The organism is Streptomyces sp. NPDC002306 (assembly GCF_053593435.1).
Map to the genome: position 1 here is coordinate 356,347 of NZ_JBSFCK010000004.1, position 24,469 is coordinate 380,815.

17 protein-coding genes are annotated in these 24,469 nt (G+C 72.1%); 6 read left to right on the forward strand and 11 right to left on the reverse strand.

The features are described 5' to 3' along the window. Positions 1-48 precede the first annotated feature (48 nt). Together ACWCQK_RS11640 and ACWCQK_RS11645 are read left to right on the forward strand one after the other, a co-directional pair. Complete coding sequence (locus ACWCQK_RS11640; protein ID WP_451154477.1) at positions 49-942, forward strand: hypothetical protein; 894 nt, start codon at positions 49-51, stop codon at positions 940-942. Beyond that, the gene (locus ACWCQK_RS11645; RefSeq protein WP_451154479.1) at positions 939-2,117 is read left to right on the forward strand and encodes a protein phosphatase 2C domain-containing protein; all 1,179 of its coding nucleotides are present in this window, start codon (positions 939-941) and stop codon (positions 2,115-2,117) included. Before ACWCQK_RS11640 ends, ACWCQK_RS11645 begins: the two co-directional genes overlap by 4 nt. Before the next feature lie 96 nt (positions 2,118-2,213). Here ACWCQK_RS11645 and ACWCQK_RS11650 read toward each other — a convergent pair whose 3' ends face one another. The 3 genes from ACWCQK_RS11650 to ACWCQK_RS11660 form a co-directional block, all read right to left on the reverse strand. Next, on the reverse strand, positions 2,214-2,612 hold the full coding sequence (locus ACWCQK_RS11650) for a hypothetical protein (RefSeq protein WP_451154481.1): 399 nt from the start codon (positions 2,610-2,612) through the stop codon (positions 2,214-2,216). 27 nt (positions 2,613-2,639) lie between these two features. Next, the gene (locus ACWCQK_RS11655; protein WP_451154483.1) at positions 2,640-3,557 is read right to left on the reverse strand and encodes an SGNH/GDSL hydrolase family protein; all 918 of its coding nucleotides are present in this window, start codon (positions 3,555-3,557) and stop codon (positions 2,640-2,642) included. A gap of 217 nt (positions 3,558-3,774) precedes the next feature. After that, positions 3,775-4,617 carry a chitosanase gene (locus tag ACWCQK_RS11660; protein WP_451154485.1) on the reverse strand — a complete coding sequence of 281 codons (843 nt, stop codon included), beginning with the start codon at positions 4,615-4,617 and terminating at the stop codon, positions 3,775-3,777. A 282-nt stretch (positions 4,618-4,899) separates the two neighbouring features. Between ACWCQK_RS11660 and ACWCQK_RS11665 the strand changes: the two genes are divergently transcribed. Further along, positions 4,900-6,135 carry an FAD-dependent oxidoreductase gene (locus tag ACWCQK_RS11665; RefSeq protein WP_451154487.1) on the forward strand — a complete coding sequence of 412 codons (1,236 nt, stop codon included), beginning with the start codon at positions 4,900-4,902 and terminating at the stop codon, positions 6,133-6,135. 21 nt (positions 6,136-6,156) lie between these two features. Here the strand turns inward: ACWCQK_RS11665 and ACWCQK_RS11670 are convergent, their stop codons facing one another. Together ACWCQK_RS11670 and ACWCQK_RS11675 are read right to left on the reverse strand one after the other, a co-directional pair. Further along, complete coding sequence (locus ACWCQK_RS11670; protein WP_451154489.1) at positions 6,157-7,173, reverse strand: MASE1 domain-containing protein; 1,017 nt, start codon at positions 7,171-7,173, stop codon at positions 6,157-6,159. An 88-nt stretch (positions 7,174-7,261) separates the two neighbouring features. Next, on the reverse strand, positions 7,262-8,092 hold the full coding sequence (locus tag ACWCQK_RS11675) for a PP2C family protein-serine/threonine phosphatase (protein ID WP_451154491.1): 831 nt from the start codon (positions 8,090-8,092) through the stop codon (positions 7,262-7,264). A 381-nt stretch (positions 8,093-8,473) separates the two neighbouring features. Between ACWCQK_RS11675 and ACWCQK_RS11680 the strand changes: the two genes are divergently transcribed. After that, positions 8,474-8,827 (forward strand): hypothetical protein, encoded by a 354-nt coding sequence (locus ACWCQK_RS11680; RefSeq protein ID WP_451154493.1) that lies wholly within the window; start codon positions 8,474-8,476, stop codon positions 8,825-8,827. Positions 8,828-8,929: 102 nt separating this feature from the next. Here the strand turns inward: ACWCQK_RS11680 and ACWCQK_RS11685 are convergent, their stop codons facing one another. The 6 genes from ACWCQK_RS11685 to ACWCQK_RS11710 all read right to left on the reverse strand — a co-directional run bounded on the left by ACWCQK_RS11685 (position 8,930) and on the right by ACWCQK_RS11710 (position 20,203). Continuing rightward, positions 8,930-12,856, reverse strand: a complete 3,927-nt coding sequence (locus tag ACWCQK_RS11685) for a glycoside hydrolase family 2 TIM barrel-domain containing protein (RefSeq protein ID WP_451154495.1) — start codon at positions 12,854-12,856, stop codon at positions 8,930-8,932. A gap of 274 nt (positions 12,857-13,130) precedes the next feature. Continuing rightward, positions 13,131-13,298: a hypothetical protein gene (locus ACWCQK_RS11690; protein WP_451154497.1), complete on the reverse strand. Its 168-nt coding sequence runs from the start codon at positions 13,296-13,298 to the stop codon at positions 13,131-13,133. An 82-nt stretch (positions 13,299-13,380) separates the two neighbouring features. Then, positions 13,381-14,598 carry an SGNH/GDSL hydrolase family protein gene (locus ACWCQK_RS11695; RefSeq protein ID WP_451154638.1) on the reverse strand — a complete coding sequence of 406 codons (1,218 nt, stop codon included), beginning with the start codon at positions 14,596-14,598 and terminating at the stop codon, positions 13,381-13,383. A gap of 77 nt (positions 14,599-14,675) precedes the next feature. Then, positions 14,676-17,048 carry a glycosyl hydrolase family 95 catalytic domain-containing protein gene (locus tag ACWCQK_RS11700; protein ID WP_451154499.1) on the reverse strand — a complete coding sequence of 791 codons (2,373 nt, stop codon included), beginning with the start codon at positions 17,046-17,048 and terminating at the stop codon, positions 14,676-14,678. 57 nt (positions 17,049-17,105) lie between these two features. Beyond that, the gene (locus ACWCQK_RS11705) at positions 17,106-18,923 is read right to left on the reverse strand and encodes an alpha-galactosidase D (protein ID WP_451154501.1); all 1,818 of its coding nucleotides are present in this window, start codon (positions 18,921-18,923) and stop codon (positions 17,106-17,108) included. Positions 18,924-19,015: 92 nt separating this feature from the next. Next, the gene (locus ACWCQK_RS11710; RefSeq protein ID WP_451154503.1) at positions 19,016-20,203 is read right to left on the reverse strand and encodes an ROK family protein; all 1,188 of its coding nucleotides are present in this window, start codon (positions 20,201-20,203) and stop codon (positions 19,016-19,018) included. 281 nt (positions 20,204-20,484) lie between these two features. On the opposite strand from ACWCQK_RS11710, the gene ACWCQK_RS11715 reads away from it, so the two are divergent. Then, entirely contained in the window at positions 20,485-22,293 is a 1,809-nt protein-coding gene (locus tag ACWCQK_RS11715) for a methylmalonyl-CoA mutase family protein (protein WP_451154505.1), read from the forward strand. Then, entirely contained in the window at positions 22,293-24,467 is a 2,175-nt protein-coding gene (scpA, locus tag ACWCQK_RS11720) for a methylmalonyl-CoA mutase (RefSeq protein ID WP_451154507.1), read from the forward strand. The genes ACWCQK_RS11715 and scpA overlap by 1 nt, the downstream gene beginning before the upstream one ends. Positions 24,468-24,469 lie beyond the last annotated feature (2 nt).

A 24,469-nucleotide genomic window follows, 5' to 3' on the forward strand; every position in this document is an offset into this window, starting at 1 on the left:
CGCACACCCCGTAGCGGGCCGGACCCGTCGCCGGCCTGGGCGGCCGAGGTGGCCCGCGTCCTGAGCGCGACCCCGACCGGGGAGCGGTCCGGGCTGCGGGCCACCCTCGCCGAGGACCTGGGGCACCACCGGGCCGCCGGAACACCGGTGGCCCATCGGATCGCCCTGCTGCACGCCGGCGGTCTGCCCGCGTCCTCGCGGGACGTGCTCGGCGCGCTGCTCGCCCCCGGCCCCGGGCCCGCACCGGAACCTCCCGTGCGCCACGAAATGGTCGACGCTCCCGTGGGCCCGGCCGCACCCGACCAGGAGGGACGGACCGCGGAACGTACGGTCCGCCAGGCCCACGCCGTGCTGGTGGCCGTCTCCTACCCGGTGCTGGCGGCGGCCGCGCGCGGGGTGCAGACCGGCGCCCGGCTCGGCGCGGAGGCGCGCGCCCTGCGCAGGATCCTGCCGACCGCCCTCGCGGCCGTCGGCGAGGAACGCACCGCGGTGGTGGTCCTGGGCGCGGACCATCAGGGCGTCGGCACACGTCCCCAACTGCGCGACTGGTCGGCGGCGGCCGTACGGCGGGTGCTCGGTGAGCCGGGGGCCGTCCTCACCGTCGTCCCCGTGATGCCCGAGCACGCCGCCGCGGCCGGGACGCCACGCGAGCGGACCGCGGCGGGGCTGACCGAGCTGGCCGAACGGGTCCTGGGCCCGTGGACCGAGTCGGCCGCGGACGCCGTCGACCGGCTGGCCCGGCACCGCTACACCTCCGCCCTGCGTTCGGCCCGTCAGGGCTTCGCCCGCACGGCCGACGCCGGACGGGACGCGTCCCCGCCGGACCCCGGCCGGCTTCTCGACCCCGTGTACACGGCCGAGTCGCACGCTCTGTTCCTCGCCGTGTCGTGCGGCCCGCTCACCACCCTCGCGCTGCGAGCGGTCAAGGAGGAATCACGGTGAACGTCCTCGTCCTCGTCGTTCTGGGCCTCTCCCTGCTCGTCAATGCCCTGCTGCTCGGGCTCCTGCACCGGCGTCGGCGGGAGGCGGAGGCGCGGGCGGCCCGCCCCGAGCAGGTGCGGGTGGAGGTCAGGGAGGTGCCGGTGGAGGTCCCCGGCCCCGAACGGGTGGTACGCGTGCCAGGTCCCGAGCGCCTCGTCGAGGTTCCCGGACCCGAAAGGGTCGTCGAGATTCCCGGGCCCGAACGGGTCGTGCGGGTTCCCGGACCGGAAAGGGTCGTACGGGTGGACGTGCCGGGGCCCGAGCGGGTCATCCGGGTCGGAGCCGTGTCGCGGTTCGGCGCCGGTCCGTTTCCGATGGGGGTGCCCGGCGGCTTGGCGCTGGGGCGCGACAGCGTGCCGGACACCGTCGTGGACGGTGCCGACCTGGGCTCCCTGCGGGTGCGGGGCACCTCGCAGCGCGGCGGCCGCAACCGGGCCGACCAGCGGTTCCGGCGCGACGCGTTCCTGACGCGGATCCTGCCCGAGTTCCCCCGCCCCACGCTGCTGTCGGCGGTCTCGGCCGGACATCCCCTGGGCCGTTGGTCCCAGGCCGCGGCCGACCTGCTGTGCGAGTCGCTCGCCACGCAACTCGGCGCGTTCGCCAGACCGTTGGAGAGCGCCCTGGCGAGCGACGAGTCGGCCGAGGCCGTGACCGACCTGCTGCGTACCGCGATCCGTGGCACGGCCGGCAGCCTCGAACGGCTCGCCCACCGCCATCAGGCGGAGGCCGAGGACGTGTCCGCCGACGTACTGGCGGTCCTCACTCCCCTCGGCCAGACCTCGGTCCGCCGGCACCTCGTGCTCGGCACCGGCAGCGGTGTGGCCCTCCTGCTGCGCGACAGATCCTGGCACCCGGTACTCGAACTCGGCCCGGACACCGCGTGGACCACCGCGCGGGCCCTGCCGACCGGCTGCGCGCTGCGCCGCCAGAGCGTGGACACCCGCCCGGGAGACACCCTGGTGCTGTGCACCGGCGCCACCGCGGAGCTGGTCCGCTCGCCGGAGGTCGCGAAGTTCCTGGCGGAGGCCTGGCGGCCGGGCGCCGCCGATCTGGTCGGCTTCCTGCAGCAGACCGCCTTCCGCACGACCGGCGGCGACACCGACCGGACACTGGTGTGTCTGTGGGAGGCGTTCTGACGTCAGGAGGCGTTCCTCACCCGCCGAACCGCCTCCCGAGTCACCTGCCGAGCCAGTCGCGGATCACTCCCCGATCGCTCCCGGACCACTCCCGGATCAACTGCCGCCCGAGCCGCGTCGGTCGAGGAGACGGCCCCGGCCGGCACCGCCTCGCCCGCCCTCCGTGGCGAGCGCGCGCAGCAGGACCGTAGCGCCGACCGTCGCCGTCAGGGCTCCGGCCGCGACCAGGCCGCCACGGGAGCGCCAGGACATGACCGACCAGGAGGACCGGGCGGACAGCACCGACCCCGTGCTCAGCCAGGATCCGCCGGACACGAGCGACGCGGCGGACCCGACGGAACCGGCGGACAGCACACTGCCGATCGACCCGACGGACAGCGCGCTGCCCACCGAGCCGATGGACAGGACCGAGTTCACCGACCCGATGGAGAGCACCGAGTCCCTCGACCACAGCGAGTACCGGGAACCGCCGTCGGCGCGGGTACGGATCGTCATGGGCCGATACTGCCAGATCCGGTGCGATCAGCGGTGCCCGTGGCCCGACTTGAGCCGCGCGATGACGGCGCGCGCCATGGCTTCCTCGCCCTTGGCGTTGGGGTGTGCGGGGGCCGCCGCGGACGCCGGCTGCAGGGGCTCGATCCAGCGGTCCGCCGGCGCCTTGCACATGTCGTGGCCGCGGGTGGGCCCGTACGTGTCGACGTACTCCGCGCGGTTGGTCAGCGCCACCAGACGCAGCATCAGATTGATCCGCTTGCCGGTGTCCCGCAGGTAGGGGAAGTCCTTCGCCGCGAACGGCACGGAGGGGTAGCAGCCGCTGCCGTCGTCGGGCAGCAGGTCGGGGTAGCCGACGACGAGCACCCGGGCATGCGGCGCCCTCGCGTGCACCGCGCGCAGCACCGCGGCGACCTTGGGCGCGGTGTCGAGGATGTTGAGCACCAACTGGTCGGTGCCGGAGGAGGCGTAGTAACGCTGGCACGGGTTGCCGGCCAGGTCGGTCGCGCCGAGCCGGGCGCAGGTGGCGATGATGGAGCCGAAGCCGACGTCGTTGCCGCCGATCTGGACCGTCACCAGGTCGGTGTCGCGCCGCACCGCGTCGAGCTGGGGGCCGTTCGTCCCCTGCGCCTTCCACATCTGCGCGGTCGTCGCCCCGCCGCAGCTGACGTCCTTGAACGCGGTCGCTCTCCCCCACGCCGACACGAGCGACGGGTAGTTGTGGTCCGAGCGGGCGCAGTTCGCGTCCACCTGCCGGGGGATCAGCGGTCCCGAGGTGTAGGAGTCGCCGAGGGCCACGTAGCGCGTGCCGTGGCCGTGGTGCGCGCCGTGGGCCGTGGCCGGCGACGCGGCGGCCAGGCCGAGGGCGCAGGCGCTGACCGCCGCTCCCACCGCCAGGCCGCGTCGGCGGCGCGGGACACCCGCGGCCGGCTTGCCGTGATCCTTCATGAAGCACTCCCCCAGGATTCGGGCCGGCGTGCCACACCGCGCCAGTGCGGCGTTCGCACGTTCGACTCGGTTTGTATACCGGTCGGTACGTTCCCGGGACCAGAGGTCGGCACGAGTCAACTCGACCCGGATCCGGTGAGGTTGCCCGCGGTGCGGCCCGCCGAACGAAGCGGAACGGAGCGGTCGGGCCGCCCGCGGTGGCTGACGTACCTGTCGGTCAGCCGATGTGGAAGCTGTCGCCGTACACCTTCCAGTCCAGCGGCGGATTGAGGTCGAGGTTGCCGTTGCGCAGGAACACGCGCTGCGCGGTGTCGACCCGGCTGGTGTCGCTGTGCGCCTCCTCCTGCCGCATGGCCCAGACCCTGGCGTCCAGGAAGGCGTTGAGGTACGTCGTCTCGTTGCCGCCCTGCGCCGGCGGCTTGGCCTTGTTCAGGGCGCGCTTGCGGATGTTGCGGAAGCTGGTGGGGTCGGTGCCGTCGCCGTGCATGACGATGGCGTCGTAGTAGGCGAACTGGCCCAGGACGCGGAGCCCGTCCGTCTTGCCCTGCTGGACCGACGGGTTGAAGTACACCCGGTCGCGTTCGTCGTTCTGCGCCTGCTGGAACTGGGTGTCCTGCGCCGCCCTGCGCCAGTCCGCGGGGAAGTTGGGGTCGAGGCCGCTGTGCGAGTCGGTGCCGTCCACCGCGCGCAGCGCCGGAAGGTACCGGGCGAGGACGTTGCCGGGCTTGCGGTCGGCGTAGAGCTGCACGAGGTCGAGCATGTCGCCGGTGCCGGAGCAGAAGCCGATGATGCCGGCGGTGTAGCCGCGGCCGTCACCGATGTCCTCGATGTACTTGTACTGCGCCTTCCAGTCGAGCGAGGAGTTCTCGGCGCTCGACACCAGCTTCATGGCGATCTCCTTCTTCGCCGGGTCGTCGAGGCCGAGGGCGGCGGCGGCCCTGGGGGTCGCCGCGGCCGACGGGGAGCCGAGCAGAGGGGCCGCCGCCAGGGCGCCGACCAGAGCGAGGACCGAACGGCGGGAGGCAGTGAGACCTGCCGCCTCGGTGGAAGAGTGCACCACGGGAGCTCCAAGTGAAGGTGGGGGGCGTGGAGTTGGTCCGTACCACTTACTGACAGGAAGGTTTACTATCAGACCTCGGGAGCGGCGGTAACCCGCCGTGTGGCAGGTTCGTAGGTTCGAACAAGAAAACGAATGGGTACGCGACATCCCCAAGCGGGTCGAGTCCCCACGAACCGCGCCGGCCCACTGGACCGTGCTTCACGCCGGGTGGAACTCCCCTGCCCCGTCCGGGAGTTCAGCCGAAGGCACGGGCGGTCGGTGGGCACACGGAAGGAGTTCGGCATGGCACACGTACTCGTCATCGGCGGCGGCACGGCGGGCGCGGCGACGGCACTGGCCCTGCACAGGGCCGGGCACGAAGCCACCGTGTACGAGGCGCACCCGGACGCGGCCGAGGATCTCGGCGCGTTCCTCACGCTGGCGAGCAACGGCATGCGCGCCCTCGCCCAGATCGACGCCGCCGCCGCGGTCGCCGCCGTCGGTTTCCCGCTCACCACGATGCGTGTCCTCGACGGCTCCGGCACCGAACTGGCGAGCAGGCCGCTCGGCGAGGCCGGCGACCCACTGCTCCAGTACCGGTGCCTGCGCCGCGGCGAACTCAACGCGGTTCTCCAGGCGGAGGCCGTGCGCAGGGGCATAGGCGTCCAGCACGGCGCCCGGCTGGTGTCCGTGCAGGACGGCCCGGACACCGTCACCGCGCACTTCGCCGACGGCGGGACCGCGAGCGGCGACCTGCTCGTCGGCGCCGACGGGCTGAACTCCGCCGTCCGGCGGTCCGTCGCGCCCGCCGCTCGCCCCCGGTACGCGGGCGAGCACGTCTTCTACGGTCACACCACCGAGGCTCCCTCGACGGCGGAGCGCGGGAGCGGGCGCATCACGTTCCTGCGCGGCCCCGAGGCCGCCTTCGGCTACGCCGTGAGCCCCGCCGGCGAGACGTTCTGGTTCTGCCGTGTCGCCGGTGAGCCGTCGGCGGGGCCGGAGCCCACGGACGGGGATCCGTCCCGATGGCGCGAACTGCTCGTCCCGCTGCTGCGCGCGGACGCCTCCCGGTCGGACCGCGCGCTCGCGGCCGACATCGTCGAGGCCACCGCCGACGGCGTCATGGTCACCCGGGCCACCGAGATGCCGCCCGCCACGCCATGGCACCGCGGCCGGGTCCTGCTCGTCGGCGACGCCGCGCACGCCGCCTCGCCCGCGACCGGGCAGGGGGCGTCGATGGCGCTGGAGGACGCCGTCGTCCTCGCGAAGGCCCTCCGGGACGCGCCGGACAGCGAGCGGGCCCTCACCGCCTACGAAGCGCTCCGCCGCCCGCGCGTGGAGCACAACATCACCGTCAGCGGGCAGATCTCACGGCGCGACCAGTCCCCCGCGACCGCCCCGCAGCGCGCCGCCGCACCACAGGGCGCCCCCGCCCCCCGCTCCACCGACGACGAACTGGTCCGACAGCTGGCCTGGGACAGCGACCTCTGGTCCCTGTTCACCGGCGGACAGCACGTCCGGGCGGCCGACCGCGGTTGATTCCCGGGGCCGCCGTGGAGTTCACTCCCTGCCGTGCGGCCGGCCTCGGCCCTGCTCCTGCCGCGGTGGCGGTCGGCCGGGCGGGGACTCGCCCGCGGTGAGATGTTCCAGCACCTCGACCAGCTCCTGGCAGGCCTGTTCCACGGAACGTCTGGTGTTGTGCTGCTCGACGATCACCGCCGACAGGAGCAGGGCGGTCAGCGCCATGGATCCGTTGAAGGCCTGGAGCTTGAACATCACCTCGACGTGGTTCAGCCCCGCGAACGGGCCGATCTCGTCCGTCGCCGCGATGGTCGCCATGACGGAGGCGAACAGGGCGCACAGCATGCTGCCGACGAGCTGGAATCTCAGGGCCACCCAGATGAGCAGGGGGTACACGAGGAACATCAGGCTGACACTGCTGAGCGTGGCGAGCGGCACGAAGACGCAGGCGATGAGCGCCACCCCCAGGGCCTCCTTCCATCGTGAGAAGCGCGGGGGCCACCGCGCGCCGTGCATCGCCAGCAGGATCGGGGTGACGATCAGGACACCCATCGCGTCGCCCACCCACCACGCGAGCCAGACCGTCCAGAAGTCGTCCGCGGCGAGCTTGCCCGTGGCCACGAGGAGACCGACACCGGTCGTCGCGCTGATCAGCATCCCCGTGAGGGCCCCCAGGAACACGAGGGCGAGACCGTCCCGCAGCCGGCTGAGATCGGTGCGGAATCCCACTTTGCGCAGCATGAGGTACGAGCAGACGGGGGCCGCGGTGCCGCCGATCAGGTTGCCGAGCAGATGGGGCTGGAACGAGGCCATGGTCAGGACGACCAGCAGGGCGCCGAGGGCGATGCCGGGCCAGCAGCGCAGCCCGAAGATCAGCAGACCCGCGACCGCGATACCCGTGGGCGGCCAGATGGGGGTGAACACCGCGCCTTCGAGGACGAGCTGCCGCAGGAGTCCCAGCCGTCCCGCCGCGAAGTAGCCGACGGCCACAGCCAGCGTCTGGAGGCCGACGACGACAGGCCGGCTCAGCTCCTGGGTACGCGCCACACCAGTCATCAGACACCTGGGCCGCCTCGTCGGCGAGGCGAGGGGCGCGTCCGCGGGGACGCCCGGCCATTGGCGACGGCCGCGGGCGGGGCCGGCCCTACGGCCGGACGCCGGGCCCGTCGTGGCGGACGACCAGCACGGCGGCGTCGTCCTCGTGTCCCACCAGCTCCGAGACCTTGATCACGGCCGCGGCGAGCGGCTCCGCGTCCAGGCCCGCGACGGCGGCGATACCGGCCAGCCGCACGACGTGTCCGAGCCCCTCGTCGACGCTCAGGGAGGGCCCCTCCACCACGCCGTCCGTGAGCAGGACCAGGACCCCGCCCGTGGTGAGCCTGGACCGGGTCGTCGGGAACTCCGCTCCCTCCGCGATGCCGAGCGGGAGTCCTCCCCGGTCCGCGACGATGCCGGACTTCCCGTCCGCCGTGGCCCAGACGCAGGGAACGTGCCCGGCCCGCGCGCTCTCCAGTACGCCGGTGGCCGGGTCGAGCCGCATGAACGTGCAGGTCGCGAAGAGGTCGGTGCCGAGGGAGAGAAGCAGGTCGTTCGTCCGGGCCAGGAGCTCCCCCGGCTCGCTCGTGACGGAGGCGAGGGCCCGCAGGCCGACCCGCACCTGGCCCATGAACGCGGCGGCCTCGATGTTGTGGCCCTGGACGTCGCCGATGGACAGTCCGACACAGCCGTCGGCGAGGGTGAACGCGTCGTACCAGTCGCCGCCGACGTTGAGGCCGTGACAGGCCGGTACGTAGCGGGCGGCCACCCGGAATCCGGGGGCGGCGGGCAGCTCCCCCGGCAGCATGCCGCGCTGGAGAGCGATCGCCAGTTCGACCTGCGAGCGCTGAAGTTCAGCACGCTCGCGGGCCTGAGCGGTCAGTGACCCGAGTCTGGTCAGCAGGTCGTCGGCGTCGCCTGACGGGCGCATGTGAGGCATCGATCACTCCGGGGACATATTAGCCCCAACCATGTGAAGCCGGTTCGGACGGCGACGGTCGCGTCGCGTCCCTGGCCGCGAGTCAGCGGGGAAGCGACCTGCCGCGGGGAACACCGGGGCGTGGCAAGGCCCGACATCATGGAACCGTGCGGCACGCGGTGCCGTCCGAGTGGTGGATCCCGCGAGACGGTCGTAGCGTCGATAGTCGTAGCGTCGACAGAAGAGGCCGACGGGGTGCGGCTCGGACAGGCGGCGGGAGTTGGTATGCGGAGACACACCTGGAGAGCAGCGATCACGCTCTGTGCGGCTGCGTCATTGGCCACAGCCTTGGGACCGGCCTCCGCCTCCCCCGCTGCGGCACCGTCAGGCGCACACGGCCAAGTGACCCGGAAGGCCGGCGACACCGTGCTCGTCGACTGCTTCTGGAAGCCACAGGTCCGCCCCGGCGACTTCATCCTCGCCTGCGGTGACGGCAACAGCCGCCTCACCTCGATGCACTGGACCCACTGGGAGTCGGGCTCCGCGGTCGGCACGGGCTACAACGCCGTGAACGACTGCAAGCCGTACTGCGCCGCGGGCAAGTTCCACTCGTACCCGGTCATCGTGGTGCTGGAGCGCCCGAAGACCTGGAAGAGGAGCCCGGCGACCCAGCAGTACGGCCAGATGAGCATCGTGTACCCCGATTCCAGGCCGGACGGGTATGAGCGCGTGGTCACCTATCCGATGTGGAACTGACGCAGTTGTCGTCCCGGTCAGGAGCGGGCGACGCTCCGGGCTGACCCTCCGTCAACCGCGCCGAAAGCCCCGGTGCCCCGGCCCCCCGCGAAGAGCAAGCGATCATTCCGCTTCTCCCGCCGTGGGCCGGCGCGAGAGGGCCGTCGCCCGGCGGACGTCGGTCAGCGGGCGCAGCCGGTAGGTGTACGCGTAGTCGCGGTTCGCGAAGAGCTTGTACTCGTCGTGGGTATGCGCACCCCAGCTGTTGTCGCCGCCGACGCCCATCTGCCGGTGGCCGAGCCGCAGGACGACCTCCGCGCGCGGGGTGAGCTGGTAGTCGTGGCGCGCCCCGACCGACAGGTCCTCGGGCGTGAAGTGCGAGGCGTTCACCTCGAGGAGGGGTTCGCCGCAGACGAGCAGGCCGGTGCCGTCGTCGCCGGTGAGGGCGACCCAGCGGACGTCGGTCTTGTTGCCGTTCTCCTGCGGGCGCAGGTAGGAGGTCCACTGCCCGCCGACGGTGCCGGAGTACCGGCCCACGTCGGTGGCGTCGTTGCGGTCCCAGTGGTTCTCCTCGGGACCGCGGCCGTAGTAGTGCAGCCGCTCCAGGCGGGCGGGCAGGAGCAGCAGGCTGCCGACCTCCGGGAGGTACGGCAGCGAGGCGGCGCCGGGGTGCAGGGTGTTGTCGACCTTGATCTCGCCACTGCCGAAGACGGTGTACGTGGTGGTGTACGTCGACTCCGTCGTCGTGGGCAGCGTCCCGGCGACCTTGATCTCGACGGCCCGGTCGCGCAGCGCCCGCACGCTCACGGCGGTGACCGTGCGCAGGGCTCCGGCGTCGCGCCAGGTCTCGTTGCGGGTGTGCTGGCCGTTGCCGCGGTCGTTGTCGGTCGGGGCCCGCCAGAAGTTCGGGACCGGCCCGGAGGAGATCAGCTGGGCGCCGGCCGCACGGTAGGAGGTGATGACGCCGGTCTTCTTTTCGACGGCGACCGAGAATCCCTCGCCCGTGACGGTGACCGCCGAGGCGCTCTCGTCGTGGCGCAGGGCCGGGACGTCGTCCAGCGGCACGGGCGTGACGGCCGGGCTGCCCGCGTCGACCGGGAGTTGCTGCCCGGCCACCTCGAAGCCCGCCTTCGCCCATCGCGTGGTCTGCCGGGTCGTGAAGGACAGGCGCAGGAAGTACTCCGCGCCCGGCGCCGGGTCGCCCGGCAGTGTGAAGGGCACGACGACGTCCTTGCCGGACAGGGGTGCCACGTCGAGCTGGTCGCGGCTCAGACTGCCGCGCTGCACCACCTCTCCGTCGCGTGTGAGCTCCCACCGGCCGTCGAATTCGCGGAGGTTGGTGAAGAGGTACTCGTTGGTGAGGGTGACGGCCGCCCCCTGGACCAGGCGGGCGCCGTCGGCCGGAGCGGCATCGACGGCCTGGTAGATCCGCTTGACCTCGGCGGACTTGCCGGTGGTCCCGCGGTCGGCGGTGACGATGCCGTCGCCGGAGAAGGCCCCGTCGTTGGGGTTGTCGCCCCAGTCGCCGCCGTAGGCGTAGAACGTCTTGTCGCGGGGCCGCTGCTCGGTGTGGGCGACGGTGGCGGCGTCGAACCAGAACCGTACGCCGTCGTCCTCGGGGCCCCGGCCGCCGGAGGCCAGTTCGGCGGCGCTCAGCGCTCTGGCGTAGACGCGGGCCCGGCGGAGGGTGCCGCTGAACTCGCGGGTGGGGTTGTCCACATCGGTGGCCAGCGACAGGGCGGCGGTGTTGCGGGCCGGGCCCCGGACGGTGGTCGTGCGGGTGGCCCGCACCGCGCCGTCGACGTGCAGGGTCAGGGTGCCCGCCTGGGCGTCGAAGACACCCGCGACGTGGTGCTCGACGCCGGTCCAGTCGGCCGGCAGCGCCCAGCTCGCGGTGATCCACCGGCCGCCGGAGTAGATGAAGAACCCCAGGTTCCGGTCGGTCTGCTTGAGGGCGTACTGGGTGTCGCCCTTGGCGATGATCGGCTGGTGGTAGCCGGTGAAGTGCGGGGTGACCCAGGCCTCCAGGGTGAGGGAGCCGGTGAGGTCGAGGCCGGGGTCGCGGGCGAAGACCGTACCGCCGGAGAGGCCCTTGTCGCGGCTGAAGGTGCCGCTGGGGGCGATGATCTCGCCGGCCAGCGCGGCGGGTCCGGTCTCGGTGAACATCTTGCGCGTCGGGGTGGGCCAGTTCAGGGCCTGGTCGACGAAGTCCCAGATCCATCCCCCCTGGAGCACGTCATGGCGGCGGACGAGGTCCCAGTACTTCTTGAAGTTCCCGCTGGAGTTCCCCATCGCGTGGGAGTACTCGATCATCACGTACGGCCGGGTGTCGGTGGTGTCCTTCGCCCGTGCCTCGACGCGGGAGGGGGTGTCGTACATCTCGGAGCGGATGTCGCTGATCCCCGGACGGTCGTCGCCCTCGTACTGGATCACCCGGGTGGTGTCGTAGGAGCGGATCCACTCGTGCATGGCCGTGAACGTGCTGCCGCCGCCCGCCTCGTTGCCGAGGGACCAGATGACCACGCTGGCGTGGTTCTTGTCGCGGTGGACCATGTTCTGGGCGCGGGCCACACAGGCCGTGGTCCAGTCGGCGTGGTCGCCCGGAAACTCACCGCGGATGCCGTGGGTCTCCAGATTCGTCTCGCCCACCAGGTACAGGCCGTACTCGTCGGCGAGTTCGAGCCACAGCGGGTTGTTGGGGTAGTGCGAGGTACGGACGCTGTTGATGTTCAGCCGTTTGATGATCCCGATGTCCTCGACCAGGTCCGCGCGGGTGAGGGCCGAGCCGCGGACCGGGTGCATCTCGTGGCGGTTGGTGCCCCGGAAGGAGACGGGTCGGCCGTTGATGCGCATCAGGCCGTCCTTCAGCGCGAACTCGCGCAGGCCGACCCGGTGCGAGAGGGTCTCGATCACCTTGCCCGCGGGGTCGCGCAGCCGGAGCACGGCGGTGTACAGGTTCGGGTGCTCGGCCGACCACAGGCGCGGCGCGGGCACGGCCTTCGAAGCCTGTACGGTCGCCTCCTCGCCGGAGCCGAGCGCGACGCCCTGGTGCAACGGCCGGGACCACACGGGGTGTCCGCCCGCGTCGTACAACTGGGTCTCCACCGCGTAGGCGCCGCCGCCCTCACCGCCGTAGTCCCGCACGCTCGCGGTGACCGACAGCTCGGCCGACCGGTGGTCGTCGCTCAGCGGGGTGTCCAGCCGGAAGTCGCGCAGGTGCACGGACGGCGTGGAATACAGGTAGACCGAGCGGAAGATGCCGCTGAGCCGGATCATGTCCTGGTCCTCCAGCCAGGAGCCGTCGGAGTAGCGGTAGACCTCCACGGCGATCTGGTTGGTGCCCGGCCTGAGGTGCGCGGTGATGTCGTACTCGGCGGGGTCGTAGGAGTCCTCGTGGTAGCCGACCAACTCGCCGTTGATCCAGACGTAGTGGGCGGACTTGACCCCCTCGAAGTGCAGGAAGGTCCGCCGTCCCGCCCAGTCGCGCGGGACGGTGAAGGTGCGGCGGTACTGGCCGACGGGGTTGAGGCGGGTCGGGGCGGCCGGCGGCTGCGCGTCCTCGCCCTGGCCGTTGGGGCCCCACCACGGGTAGGTGATGTTGATGTAGACGGGCCGGTCGTAGCCGTGCAGCTGCCAGGCGGAGGGCACGGGCAGGGTGTCCCAGCCGCTGTCGTCGAGGTCGGTGCGGTGGAAGTCGGCGTCCCGGTCGTCGGGGCGGTCCGCGTGGGCGAACTTCCAGGTGCCGTCGAGGCTCAGCCGGTACGGGGAGCGGGTGCGGTCGGCGGCGAGCGCCTGCGCCTCGTCCGCGTACGGCATGAGGGTGGTGTGGGCCGGTTCGGTGCCGAGGCGGAAGACGTCGATGCGGCCGTTCCACTCGGGGGTGTCGTCGGCCGCCGCACGCAGGCCCGTGGCATGTCCCGCGGCGGACGGGCCGCAGAGGGCGAACGCGCCGAAGACGGCGGCGCCCCCCTCCAGGAGGCGGCGACGGCTCACGGCCGCACGTGGCGGGCGGTCCGAATGGTCCGTGGACGACACGTGCGGGTGTGCCATGAGCGTGACCCTCCTGAGGACGGACCGGGCGCTGCCGTGCGGGCTGAGGGTGCGTCAACTCCTGTGCGATGCTGTGGGGAAACCGAACATCGCGGGTCCGTGCGGACGTCGTGCCGGTGCCGGCGGACGCAGCGGGACGGAACGGAAGTTGACGTCGAGACGGATCTCGGCCGCTGGTGGCGGGGGTGGCCGCCGAACCACGCTCACCCTAGGACCCGAACACAACCGAAGCAACGATCCTGTCGGTCCTTGTGTGTTCCTGAGGGTCTCGCGATCAGCGGGCGGCCGCCTCGGGCCGGGCTCGCCGCGCGTTGTTGTAGACGCGCAGCAGGTGCTTGGAGACGGCGCACGGCGTGGCGTCGACATGGCACTGCCGGCAGGTCCCGACGTGGTTCTCGTAGTGGGCACGCGCTTCATGCAGGGCGTCGCTCTGTGTAGTCATACGGTTCTCCGAGTGGGGGCGGCGCCCCCCTCACGGGGCGCCGGTCTACTGGATGGCACATCCAAGCGACAACATGATCATGTTACTGGGAGTAGTGGGAAGTGTGGGTCGGACCACATGCCAGCCGAGTGAGGTCGACCGCGTCGGCGAGGGCCTGCATTCCCTTGTCGTTGGGGTGCAGATGGTCCCCGTTGTCGAAGAACGGCAGGATGCGCTCGGGGTCGTAGGGGCTGCGCAGAATGTGGTCGAAGTCGGTGACACCGTCGAACGCGCCGCCGTCCCTGACGAAGGCGTTGACCTCCTGGCGTACGGTTTCGGCGGCCGGGTCCCACTCGGACCAGCCCTTGAACGGGCCGACGGTGGCGCCCACGACACACTTCCCGGCCGCGTGCGCCCGGTCGATGATCTGCCGGTATCCCGCGATCAGGTCGGCGGCGGTGACGCCCGAGTGGGACTTGAGGTCGTTGACGCCCTCGAAGAGGAAGACGGTACGGACCCCGGGCTGGGACAGCACGTCGCGCTGGAACCGGCCCAGCGCGCTCTGTCCGGCGCCGTCGGCCAGCACCTTGTTGCCGGAGATGCCCTCGTTGGCCACGCCCTGGACCGTGCTGTCGGCCTTCCGCAGCCGACGGGCCAGGTAGTCCGGCCAGCGGCGGTTGAGATCGGTGCTGGACTGCCATCCGTCCGTGATGGAGTCGCCGAGCGCCACGACGGCACCGGTGGCGGTGGCGGTCCGGACCGAGACGGCGTCCAGGTAGAACCAGGAGCCGACGGCGTCGGTCCAGTGGGCGGCACCCGCCTCGGCCGTGTGATCGCCCTGGGCGAGGTACGACGTCTGCATGGCCATGCCGTGCCCGGTGGCGGGCCCCGCCGCGTCCGGACTGTGCAGGCTGATCACCAGGTCGGTCGCGGCGGGCACGCGGCCGGGCAGCGGGTCGCTGGAGGCGGTGGCACCCGCGGGCACGGTCACCGACCCCGCACCGCCGAAGGTGAGCCGCCGGTTGCTGCCGGCGACCAGTTCGGCGCCCGCCTTCTGGACGCCCGCGTACACGTTGTCGAACGTGACGGGCCGGTCACCGAAGGCGTTGGACAGCCGGACGCGCAGGCCGTCACCGCCGACGCTGGTGTGCACCACCAGCCGGTAGCCCCGGTCGGCGACGCCCTCGCCCATGCGGTCGGCGGCGGCGCCCCAGGTGATCACGTCGTGCCGGCTCGGCGCGGAACGGACCGCGGCGGGCGCGACGGCTGGCTCCGCCGCGCTCGGGGCCGCGGGCAGGGCGACCTGCGCGGCCGCGGGCATGACCGCCGGCGCGGCCGCCGGTGTCGTGGCGACGAACACCGCGCTCAGCAGGCCGCAGAGCCACGGGAGTCGGGCCGTCATCGGGTGAAGCCCTTCAGCGTGACGGACTCGCCGGGCCCCAGATCGACCGTCCGGGAGACGCCGCCGTATGCCACTGTCGTCGTACGGCCGCCGACGCTGCGTATCCGTACCGTCGTCGGGGTCCCGTCCCGCCAGTGTAGGTCGACGACGAAGCCGCCGCGCGCGGCGACCCCGGTGAGGGAGCCGTGCGCCGCCCAGGCCTCGGGCAGGGCCGGAAGCAGCTCCAGGTGTCCCGGGCGGGAGTACAGGAGCATCTCGCTCATGGCGGCGGGTGTGCCGAAGTTGGCGTCGATCTGGAAGATGCCCCGGCCCCGCTCGACCTCGTAGATGTCGAAGAGGTTGAAGGCCGTGCCGTTGCTGCCGTCCACGGAGGGGCGGAGGTTGTTGGCGATGAGCTGGTAGGCCTTGTCCGCGTTCTTCAGACGGGCCCAGCACAGGGCGCGCCAGGCGTTGGCCCAGCCGAAGCTCTCCGTCCCGCGCGCGGTGAGCAGCGCGGTGGATCCGTCGACGATGTCCTTCGGGGTGGAGCCGTCGGGGCGGATGCGGTCGCCAGGGAAGAGGCCGACGAGCGGGGACAGGTGGCGGTGGGTGGTCTCGCCCAGGTTGTCGGGCGACATCCACTCCTGGAGCCAGCCCGTCTTGGGGCTCACCTCGGGCAGGTAGAGCTTGGCGCGCAGGGCGGCGATCGTCTTCGCGTAGCCGGCGTCCTTGCCCAGCGCGGCCGACGCGTCGGCGTAGTTGCCGAAGAGCGCCCACACCAGTTCCTGGGCGTAGGTGATGCCCTTGGCGTCCAGGGGGCCTTGTTCGGGCGACCAGTCGCTGTCGGCGATGAGCACCTCCTTCGAGGTGCCGGGCAGGGTCGTGGTGAGCAGCCGGGCTTCCCAGAACTCGCAGGCGCCCTTCAGCAGCGGGTAGATCTTCGCCAGGTACTGCCGCGACCGGGTGTACTCGTAGTGCTCGTAGAGGCTGTTGCCGAGCCAGGCGTTGCCCGCGGGGTGCCACCACCAGCCGCCCCCGCCGTAGGGGTTGGTGGAGATCGCGACCGTCCAGCCGGCGATCTTCCCGCTGGAGTTGCGGTAGCGGTTGCGCGGGTCGTTGAACAGGCGGCGGGTCAGGTCGGTCCAGGCGGGCAGCTGGGCGAGGCAGTAGTCGGTGAAGGCGTCGAAGCACTGGGACAGACCGGCCCGGTCGGCCATCCAGTAGTTCATCTGGATGTTGATGTCGGTGTGGTAGTCGCCCATCCAGTCCGGGTCGTTGCCGTCCAGCCACAGGCCCTGCAGGCCGAGGGGGAGACTGCCGCGCGAGCCGGAGATCATCAGGTAGCGGCTGTACTGGAGGTAGACGGCCTCGAGTTCGGGGTCCGGTTCGCCGCTCTGGAAGCGGTGGTTGATCCGCTCCCAGGTGTCCAGCGCGCGCTGGTCGTCGGTGGAGGTGCCGAGCGAGAGGCCGAGTTGCTCGTACAGGGGCCGGTAGTCGGCGACATGGGTGCGCAGCAGGGTGCCGGCCGAGTGGCGCGCGGCGGCGGCGACCTTCTGGCGGGCCAGTCGCGCGGGGTCGAGCGAGGGGTCGCGGTAGTGGGCGCTCGCGTCGGGCGCGTAGTTCGTGCCGCCGCTGAGGACCACCGTGAGGTCGGTGCAGCCGGCGAACTCGATGAGCGAGCCGCTGACCCGGACCCGGCCGCCGCTGCCGTAGGCCTTGACCGCCGCGCCGTAGCGCAGGCCGTTGGACAGCGACGCCGCGAAGGACTCGGCGCCGGAGAGCTTCTCGCCGTGCGTGCCCTCCAGGCTGATGGTGCCGGTGTAGCGGCCGCCGCCGCTCTGACTGAAGTGCAGGACGATCGCGTCGTCGGGGCGGCTGGCGAAGACCTGTCGCCGGTAGGTGACGCCGGAGCGGACGTAGCTGCTGGTGACCAGGCCCTGGGCGAGGTCGAGGGTGCGGCGGTAGCCGTTGACCGAGCCGAGGTCGTGGTCGGGGATCTCCACGGTCAGCCGGGCCAGCAGGGTGAGGGACCCGAAGTCGGCGCGGCCGTAGGGGAACTGGCCGTCGGCGTCGAGGGTGTCGTTGAGGCCGCCGGTCCACATCGTGGCGTCGGTGACGAGCAGCAGTTCGCGGCCGGGGTCGTTGCTCGCGAGGGCGCCGAGGCGGCCGTTGCCGACGGGCAGACCCTGTTCGATCATGGAGTGCTCGTCGCCCGGGGCCTGCCACCACAGCTGGTCACGCGGGCTGCTGGGGGCGGGTGCGGCGGCGGTGCGCGCGGGGGCGGCGGAGGCGGTGAACGCGGGCAGGGAGCTCAGTGCCGCGGTGAGGCCGGCCGTCGCGGCGAGGGAGAGGACGGCTCTTCTGCTGGGGTCGGTCGGGCGGGGGTTCATGGCGGCTCCAGAAGTCTGAGACGGGGGCCCGACCCTCGGGCCGGGCCCCCGGGGATGTCAGGAGGACTTCGGTACGTCGATCCGGTCGATGTCCGGCGCGTAGCCGCCGGAACCGCTGTCGAAGGTGATCGTGTTGGCGCCGGCCTTGAGGGTCACCGGCACGTAGACGCTGTTGACGGTGCCCCAGTCGCCGGTGGCGGCGAACTTGTGGCCCACGGCTCCGCCGCCGTTGGCGGAGACCGCGGCGGAACGGGAGTCGCCGCTGATGTAGGCGACCTTGATCTGGTAGGTGCCGGCCTTGGCGACGACCACGTCGTTGAAGGTCAGCTTGCCGCCCTGGTAGAGGTTGCCGATCTTCTTGGCGCCGGAGCAGGCGGAGCAGTCGGCGACGGAGGCGTTGCCGGCGAGGGTGTTGCCGGCGGCCTCGGCCTCGATGCCGGTCCAGGCCAGGCTGCGGCCGCCCGGGGTGACGGTGAACAGGCGCGAACCGTGGGCGGGCAGGGCCTGGGTGACCTTGTCGGTGTAGGTGCCGAGGTTCTCGTGGTTCCACAGGTCGCGGACCTTGGCCTTGCCGGTGAAGCCGAGGGTGGACCAGTCGGCGGTCACGGAGGCGGCCTTGTCGGCGAGGTTGAACAGGGCGACGGTGTAGGTGCCGTCGAGGTTCTTGGCGGCCCACACCTGCTGCGGGTCGGAGGCGGTGACCGGCGCGGCGGGCGGGTTCGCGCCCTGGTCGACGGCGATGACCTCGTTGTTGGTCAGCAGGGACAGGCCGTAGGAGTCCAGCTTGGTGAGGTCGTCACCGGTGTACAGCGGGGACTTGGCGATGGCCCAGAGCGTGGCGTAGGTCTGGCGTTCGGCCTTGGTGAGGCCGTCCATCTCACCGTTGCCGACGTCGAGGGAGTCGAGGTCGTTCCAGCCGCCGGGGCCGGCGTGCTTCGTCCAGGCGGGGGTGTCGTCGAAGCGGTCGTCGACGGAGTTCTCCCAGCTGACGAGGGTGTTGCAGTAGCACTCGACGTCGGTGTCGATGCGCCAGCCGTTGGAGTACTTCTTCCAGTCGGCGGCGTGGCCGTAGTCGAGGGACCAGGAGACCTCGAGGTGGATCGGGCGGCCGGTGGCGGCGATGGCCTGCTGCCAGGCGGCGACGTCGGCAACGTTGTCGTACTGGTCGCCGCTCTTGCCGGAGCCGGGGCCGACGCCGTCCAGCTTGAGGAAGTCGTAGCCCCAGTCGGCGATCTGCCGGGCCTGGGAGTCGACGTACTTCTGGGTGCAGGGGCGGGAGAAGTCGAGCTTGTAGGAGCTGTCCCAGCCGTTGGTGGTGCGCAGGTCGCCGTAGACGATGTCGGCGGTGGTGCAGCCGTCGGCGTTCCAGATCGGCGACTTGCCGTCGTTGTACGCCTCCTTCTCCAGGCCGACCGGGAGGTAGATGCCGGCCTTGAGGCCCTTGGCGTGGATGTCGGCCGCGACCGGCTTCATGCCGCGCGGGAAGCGCGACGGGTCGGCCTGCTGACGCGCGTACTGGTCGAACTCGGGCTTCCACGTCTTGTCGCGCCACCAGCCGGCGTCGATGTTGACGTACTCGTAGCCGTACTTCTTCAGCTTGGCGGCGAGCGCGTTCGTCTGCTTGAGGACGTTCGCCTCGGTCAGGTAGCTGTAGTCGCCGTCCGGGTTGAGGCCGGGGTACTTGGACGACTGCATGCTCCAGCTCGACCAGCCCATGTAGGGCTTCGCGGCAAGCGCTGCCGCTGTGGCGGTGGCGGGAGCGGTGGTGTCCGCCTGCGCGGCGGGGACGGTCGTCGCGAAGCCCAGGGTGAGGGCGAGGACGGCCGCGGCTCTCAGGCCGCGCGCGGGCAGGGGGGAGTACGAGGATGACCGCATTGGGGCGTGCCTCCTGTGGCATCGGGTCTTGGGCGGCTCGGCGAACTCGTCCCGCACGGACGGGACGGGGTGAAGCGCTCCTTTCCGGCGCGTCAGCGGCGCTCCTGGCGCGGGTCGGGTCCGATGAAGGACTGGATCGCGGTGGCCGCGGCACCGCGGGCCCACTCCTCGAAGGGCAGTGGGCGGGTCTGTACGTCGCACCGGGCGGCGGACCCGAAGGCGGCCGCGGCGAACGTGTCGCGGATCTGGCCGGCGAACAGGTCGTAGGCGGCCAGTCCCTCGCCGGAGATGATCACGCGTTCGGGTCCGAGCAGGTTGACGACGGTGGCGATACCGCGGCCGATCGCCTCTCCCGCCCGGGCGTACACCTCGCGCGCCCCCGGGTCACCGGCGTGCGCGAGGGCCACCGCCTCGGCCGTGTCGGCGACCCGGACGCCCGTCACCTCCCGGACGCGGGCGACGATCGCGGAGTCGGCGGCGATCGCCTCCACACAGCCGCGGTTGCCGCAGTGGCAGCGCGGGCCGGCCGGGTCGACGGTCACATGGCCGATCTCGCCCGCGACGCCCTGCGCCCCGGCGACCACCCGGCCGTGCACCACGAGGCCGCAGCCGATACCGGCGCCCACCGTGACCAGCGCGAAGTCCGTCAGGCCCGCGCCGGCGCCGAACCACTGCTCGGCGACGGTCAGCGCGCGGACGTCGTTGTCCAAGGTGACCGGCAGACCGGTGGCCTCGGCGGCGAGGCCGGCGAAGGGGACGTCGCGCCACTCCAGGAAGGGCGAGTAGCGCACCGTCCCGGTGGCACGGTCGACGTCCCCCGAGAGGGCCAGTCCGAGGCCCAGCACGCGGACGCCGTAGCCGTCGGCCTCGACGAGCAGTTCGCGCACCAGTTCCGCGAGCGCGGCGAGCACCTGGTGGGGGTCATGGCTGTCGAGCGGCACGCGACGGGCGACCCGGATACGGCAGCACAGGTCCGTGAGCACACCGATGATCTCCTCACCGGTCACCTTGACCCCGACGAACAGCGCGCGCCCGCCGTCGACCCTCAGCAGGTTGGCGGGCCTGCCGAGCGCCCGGCGCGTCTCGTCGTCGGCGTTCTCCACGAGGTACCCCGCCTCCAGCAGCGGACGGACCGCCTTCGTGACCGCGGCCGCGGACAGCCCGGCCCTACGGGCGGCCTCCAGCCGGGTCAGCGGGCCGTGGGACAGCACCGTGGTGAAGATCTGCGCGGCGGCCGGCGTGTGGGCCGGGAACGCCTCGGCGGGCGAGGGCGAGGACATGGCCCGGAACCTAGGCCCCTTATTTTCCGCTGTCAATGAAAGAAACAGGATTCCCCTGAAGCCTGGTCAAGCTGGCCCCTTGCAAGAAAATGCCTGGCACAAGTCAAGATTTGCTTGGGAATCGAAGGAGTGATTGACGACGAAAGGAAGCCACCCGACCGACGGACGAGACCGCCGCGCCGCGCCCCGCGCACGCGAGAGCCAGGTCACATTCCGATCGAGGGCAAGGTCACAGCCGCGCCCTCTGCTGCACCTTTGTCGATCTGGCCTAGCATCCGAGCATGACGGTCCTGCCTGACGACGGGCTCTCGCTGGCCGCCGAGTTCCCTGACGCGACACATGAGCAGTGGCAACGCCTGGTGGCGGGTGTGCTGCGAAAGTCGGGCAAGGAGGTCTCGGGCGACGCAGCCGAGGACGCCCTGACCACCACCCTCGAGGACGGGTTGCGTACCCGGCCCCTCTACACAGCGCGCGACGCCGTGCCGGACCCCGGCCTGCCCGGGTTCGCGCCGTTCGTGCGCGGGGGCCGAGCCGAGGGGAACACGACCGGCGGCTGGGACGTACGCCAGCAGCACACGACGGCGGACAACGCGGCCGTCCTCGCCGACCTGGAGAACGGCGTCACCTCGCTGTGGCTCGTCGTCGGTGACGGCGGCGTCCCCGTGGAGTCGCTCGGCGCCCTGCTCGACGGTGTCTTTCTCGACCTGGCCCCGGTCGCCCTGGACGCGGGACGGTCGGCCGAACCCGCCGCGCTCGAACTGCTGCGCCTCTACGAGGAGCGCGGTGTCGCCAAGGACGCGGCGCGCGGGAGCCTGGGCGCCGACCCGCTCGGCCACGAGGCCCGTACGGGCGAGGAGCTCGGCTTCGCCGCCGCGGCCGGACTCGCGCGACGGTGCGCCGAGGAGTACCCGGGGCTGCGGGCGCTGACCGTGGACGCGCTGCCGTACCACGAGGCCGGCGGCTCGGCCGCGCAGGAGCTGGGCTGCTCCCTGGCGACCGGTGTCGCCTACCTGCGCGAGCTGGCCGAGGCCGGACTGAGTGTCGAACAGGCCTGCGCCCAGCTGGAGTTCCGCTACGCCGCCACCGCCGACCAGTTCCTGACCGTCGCCAAGCTGCGCGCCGCGCGCCGGCTGTGGGCGCGGGTCGCCGAGGTGTGCGGGGCGCCGGACGCGGGCGCGCAGGTGCAGCACGCCGTGTCGTCCCCGGTGATGATGTCGCGCCGCGACCCGTGGGTGAACATGCTGCGCGCCACGGTCGCCACCCTGGCCGCCGGGGTCGGCGGTGCCGACTCCGTCACCGTGCTGCCCTTCGACCGTTCGATCGGGCTGCCCGACGCGTTCGCGCGGCGCGTCGCCCGCAACACCTCGACCATCCTGATGGAGGAGTCGCACCTGGCGCGGGTCATCGACCCTGCGGGCGGCTCCTGGTACGTGGAACGGCTGACGGACGAACTCGCGCGTGCCGGCTGGGAGTTCTTCCAGTGGATCGAGGGGGCGGGCGGTCAGGCGGCCGCCCTGCGCTCGGGCCGTCTCGGTGAGCGGCTCGCCGCCACCTGGGAGGCGCGCGGCGCCCGGCTCGCCACGCGCCGTGAACCCATCACCGGCGTCAGCGAGTTCCCGCACCTCGCCGAGCGGGCGCTCGAACGCCCGGCCGCCCCCGAGCCGCCGTCCGGCGGGCTGCCGCGGGTGCGGCGCGACGAGGCGTACGAGCGGCTGCGTGCGCGCTCCGACGCCCATCTCGCCGCCACCGGGTCCCGGCCGCGGGTCTTCCTCGCCTCGATCGGGCCCGCCGCCGCGCACACCGCGCGCACCACGTTCGCCGCCAACCTCTTCCAGGCGGGCGGCATCGAGCCCGTCACGGAGGGGTCCTTCGCGGACAGCGGCGCCACCGAGGCCTGCCTGTGCTCCAGCGACGCGCTCTACGAGGAGCGGGCGGCCGCCGTGGCCGAGGAGCTCAGGTCGGCGGGCGCCTCGCAGGTGTTCCTCGCCGGTCGTCCCGGGCAGTACCCCGGTGTCGACTCGTACGTCTTCGCGGGCTGCGACGCCGTGGCCGTGCTGTCCGCGACCCTCGACCGCATGGGAGTGTCCTGATGGGAATCCCCGACTTCGCCGGGATCGAACTGGGCAGCCCGACCGTCGCCGGCGGCGCCGACGAGTGGCGTGACGCCCTCAAGACGGCCGCCGGCGGGGACGACCTCCTCTGGGAGACCCCGGAGGGCATCGCGGTCAAGCCCCTGTACACCGGGCGTGACCTGGAGGGCCTGGACTTCCTGGAGACGTACCCGGGCATGGCGCCGTATCTGCGCGGGCCGTACCCGACGATGTACGTCAACCAGCCCTGGACCATCCGCCAGTACGCGGGCTTCTCCACCGCCGAGGAGTCCAACGCCTTCTACCGGCGCAACCTGGCGGCCGGCCAGAAGGGCCTGTCCGTCGCCTTCGACCTGCCCACCCACCGCGGCTACGACAGCGACCACCCCCGGGTGACCGGCGACGTCGGCATGGCGGGCGTGGCCATCGACTCGATCTACGACATGCGCCAGCTGTTCGACGGCATCCCGCTGGACCGGATGTCCGTGTCGATGACGATGAACGGCGCCGTGCTGCCGGTGCTCGCGCTCTACATCGTGGCGGCGGAGGAGCAGGGGGTGCCGCCGGAGAAGCTGGCGGGGACCATCCAGAACGACATCCTCAAAGAGTTCATGGTCCGCAACACCTACATCTACCCGCCGAAGCCGTCGATGCGGATCATCTCCGACATCTTCGCCTTCACCTCGCAGCGGATGCCGCGCTACAACTCCATCTCGATCTCCGGCTATCACATCCAGGAGGCAGGCGCGACGGCCGACCTGGAGCTCGCCTACACCCTCGCGGACGGCGTGGAGTACATCCGGGCCGGGCGGGAGGCCGGGCTGGACGTGGACGCGTTCGCGCCGCGGCTGTCCTTCTTCTGGGCGATCGGCATGAACTTCTTCATGGAGATCGCCAAGTTGCGGGCGGCCCGGCTGCTGTGGGCGAAGCTGGTCGGTCAGTTCGACCCGCAGAACGCCAAGTCGCTGTCCCTGCGCACCCATTCGCAGACGTCCGGCTGGTCGCTCACCGCGCAGGACGTGTTCAACAACGTGACGCGTACGTGCGTCGAGGCGATGGCCGCGACCCAGGGGCACACCCAGTCGCTGCACACCAACGCCCTCGACGAGGCGCTCGCGCTGCCCACCGACTTCTCGGCGCGCATCGCCCGCAACACCCAGCTGATGATCCAGCAGGAGTCCGGCACCACGCGGGTCATCGACCCGTGGGGCGGCAGCGCCTACGTCGAGAAGCTGACGTACGACCTCGCCCGCCGGGCCTGGCAGCACATCCAGGAGGTCGAGCAGGCGGGCGGCATGGCGCAGGCCATCGACGCCGGCATCCCCAAGCTGCGGGTGGAGGAGGCCGCCGCCCGCACCCAGGCCCGGATCGACTCCGGCCGCCAGCCCGTCATCGGTGTCAACAAGTACCGGGTCGACACGGACGAGCAGATCGAGGTGCTGAAGGTCGACAACTCCTCCGTACGCACGCAGCAGATCGAGAAGCTGCGGCGGCTGCGGGCGGAGCGCGACGAGAACGAGTGCCGGGACGCGCTGGACGCGCTCACCCGGGCCGCCGGGGGCGAGGGCAACCTGCTGGAGCTGGCGGTGCGCGCGGCGCGCGCGAAGGCCACCGTCGGCGAGATCTCCGACGCCCTGGAGAAGGTGTACGGGCGGCACGCGAGCCAGATCCGTACGATCTCGGGCGTGTACCGCAACGAAGCAGGCGAGTCCCCGTCCGTCGACCGCACCCGGGCGCTGGTGGACTCCTTCCAGGAGGCCGAGGGGCGCCGGCCGCGCATCCTGGTCGCCAAGATGGGCCAGGACGGCCACGACCGCGGCCAGAAGGTGATCGCCACCGCCTTCGCCGACCTCGGCTTCGACGTGGACGTCGGCCCGCTGTTCCAGACGCCGGCCGAGGTGGCCCGTCAGGCCGTGGAGGCCGACGTGCACATCGTCGGCGTGTCGTCGTTGGCGGCGGGGCACCTCACCCTCGTCCCGGCGCTCAGGGAGCAGCTGGCCGAGGAGGGACGCGAGGACATCATGATCGTGGTCGGCGGGGTGATTCCGCCGCAGGACGTGCCGACGCTGCTGGAGATGGGCGCGGCGGCCGTGTTCCCGCCCGGGACGGTGATCCCGGACGCGGCGTACGACCTGGTGGAACGCCTGTCGGCCGATCTCGGACACGGCCGCTGAGC

Bases quoted from the DNA above. Each gene is read 5' to 3' on its own strand.
- ACWCQK_RS11650 (WP_451154481.1), bottom strand. From the start codon at position 2,612: ATGACGATCCGTACCCGCGCCGACGGCGGTTCCCGGTACTCGCTGTGG.
- ACWCQK_RS11655 (WP_451154483.1), bottom strand. From the start codon at position 3,557: ATGAAGGATCACGGCAAGCCGGCCGCGGGTGTCCCGCGCCGCCGACGC.
- ACWCQK_RS11665 (WP_451154487.1), top strand. From the start codon at position 4,900: ATGGCACACGTACTCGTCATCGGCGGCGGCACGGCGGGCGCGGCGACG.
- ACWCQK_RS11670 (WP_451154489.1), bottom strand. From the start codon at position 7,173: ATGACTGGTGTGGCGCGTACCCAGGAGCTGAGCCGGCCTGTCGTCGTC.
- ACWCQK_RS11675 (WP_451154491.1), bottom strand. From the start codon at position 8,092: ATGCCTCACATGCGCCCGTCAGGCGACGCCGACGACCTGCTGACCAGA.
- ACWCQK_RS11685 (WP_451154495.1), bottom strand. From the start codon at position 12,856: ATGGCACACCCGCACGTGTCGTCCACGGACCATTCGGACCGCCCGCCA.
- ACWCQK_RS11690 (WP_451154497.1), bottom strand. From the start codon at position 13,298: ATGACTACACAGAGCGACGCCCTGCATGAAGCGCGTGCCCACTACGAG.
- ACWCQK_RS11695 (WP_451154638.1), bottom strand. From the start codon at position 14,598: ATGCCCGCGGCCGCGCAGGTCGCCCTGCCCGCGGCCCCGAGCGCGGCG.
- ACWCQK_RS11700 (WP_451154499.1), bottom strand. From the start codon at position 17,048: ATGAACCCCCGCCCGACCGACCCCAGCAGAAGAGCCGTCCTCTCCCTC.
- ACWCQK_RS11705 (WP_451154501.1), bottom strand. From the start codon at position 18,923: ATGCGGTCATCCTCGTACTCCCCCCTGCCCGCGCGCGGCCTGAGAGCC.
- ACWCQK_RS11710 (WP_451154503.1), bottom strand. From the start codon at position 20,203: ATGTCCTCGCCCTCGCCCGCCGAGGCGTTCCCGGCCCACACGCCGGCC.
- ACWCQK_RS11715 (WP_451154505.1), top strand. From the start codon at position 20,485: ATGACGGTCCTGCCTGACGACGGGCTCTCGCTGGCCGCCGAGTTCCCT.
- scpA (WP_451154507.1), top strand. From the start codon at position 22,293: ATGGGAATCCCCGACTTCGCCGGGATCGAACTGGGCAGCCCGACCGTC.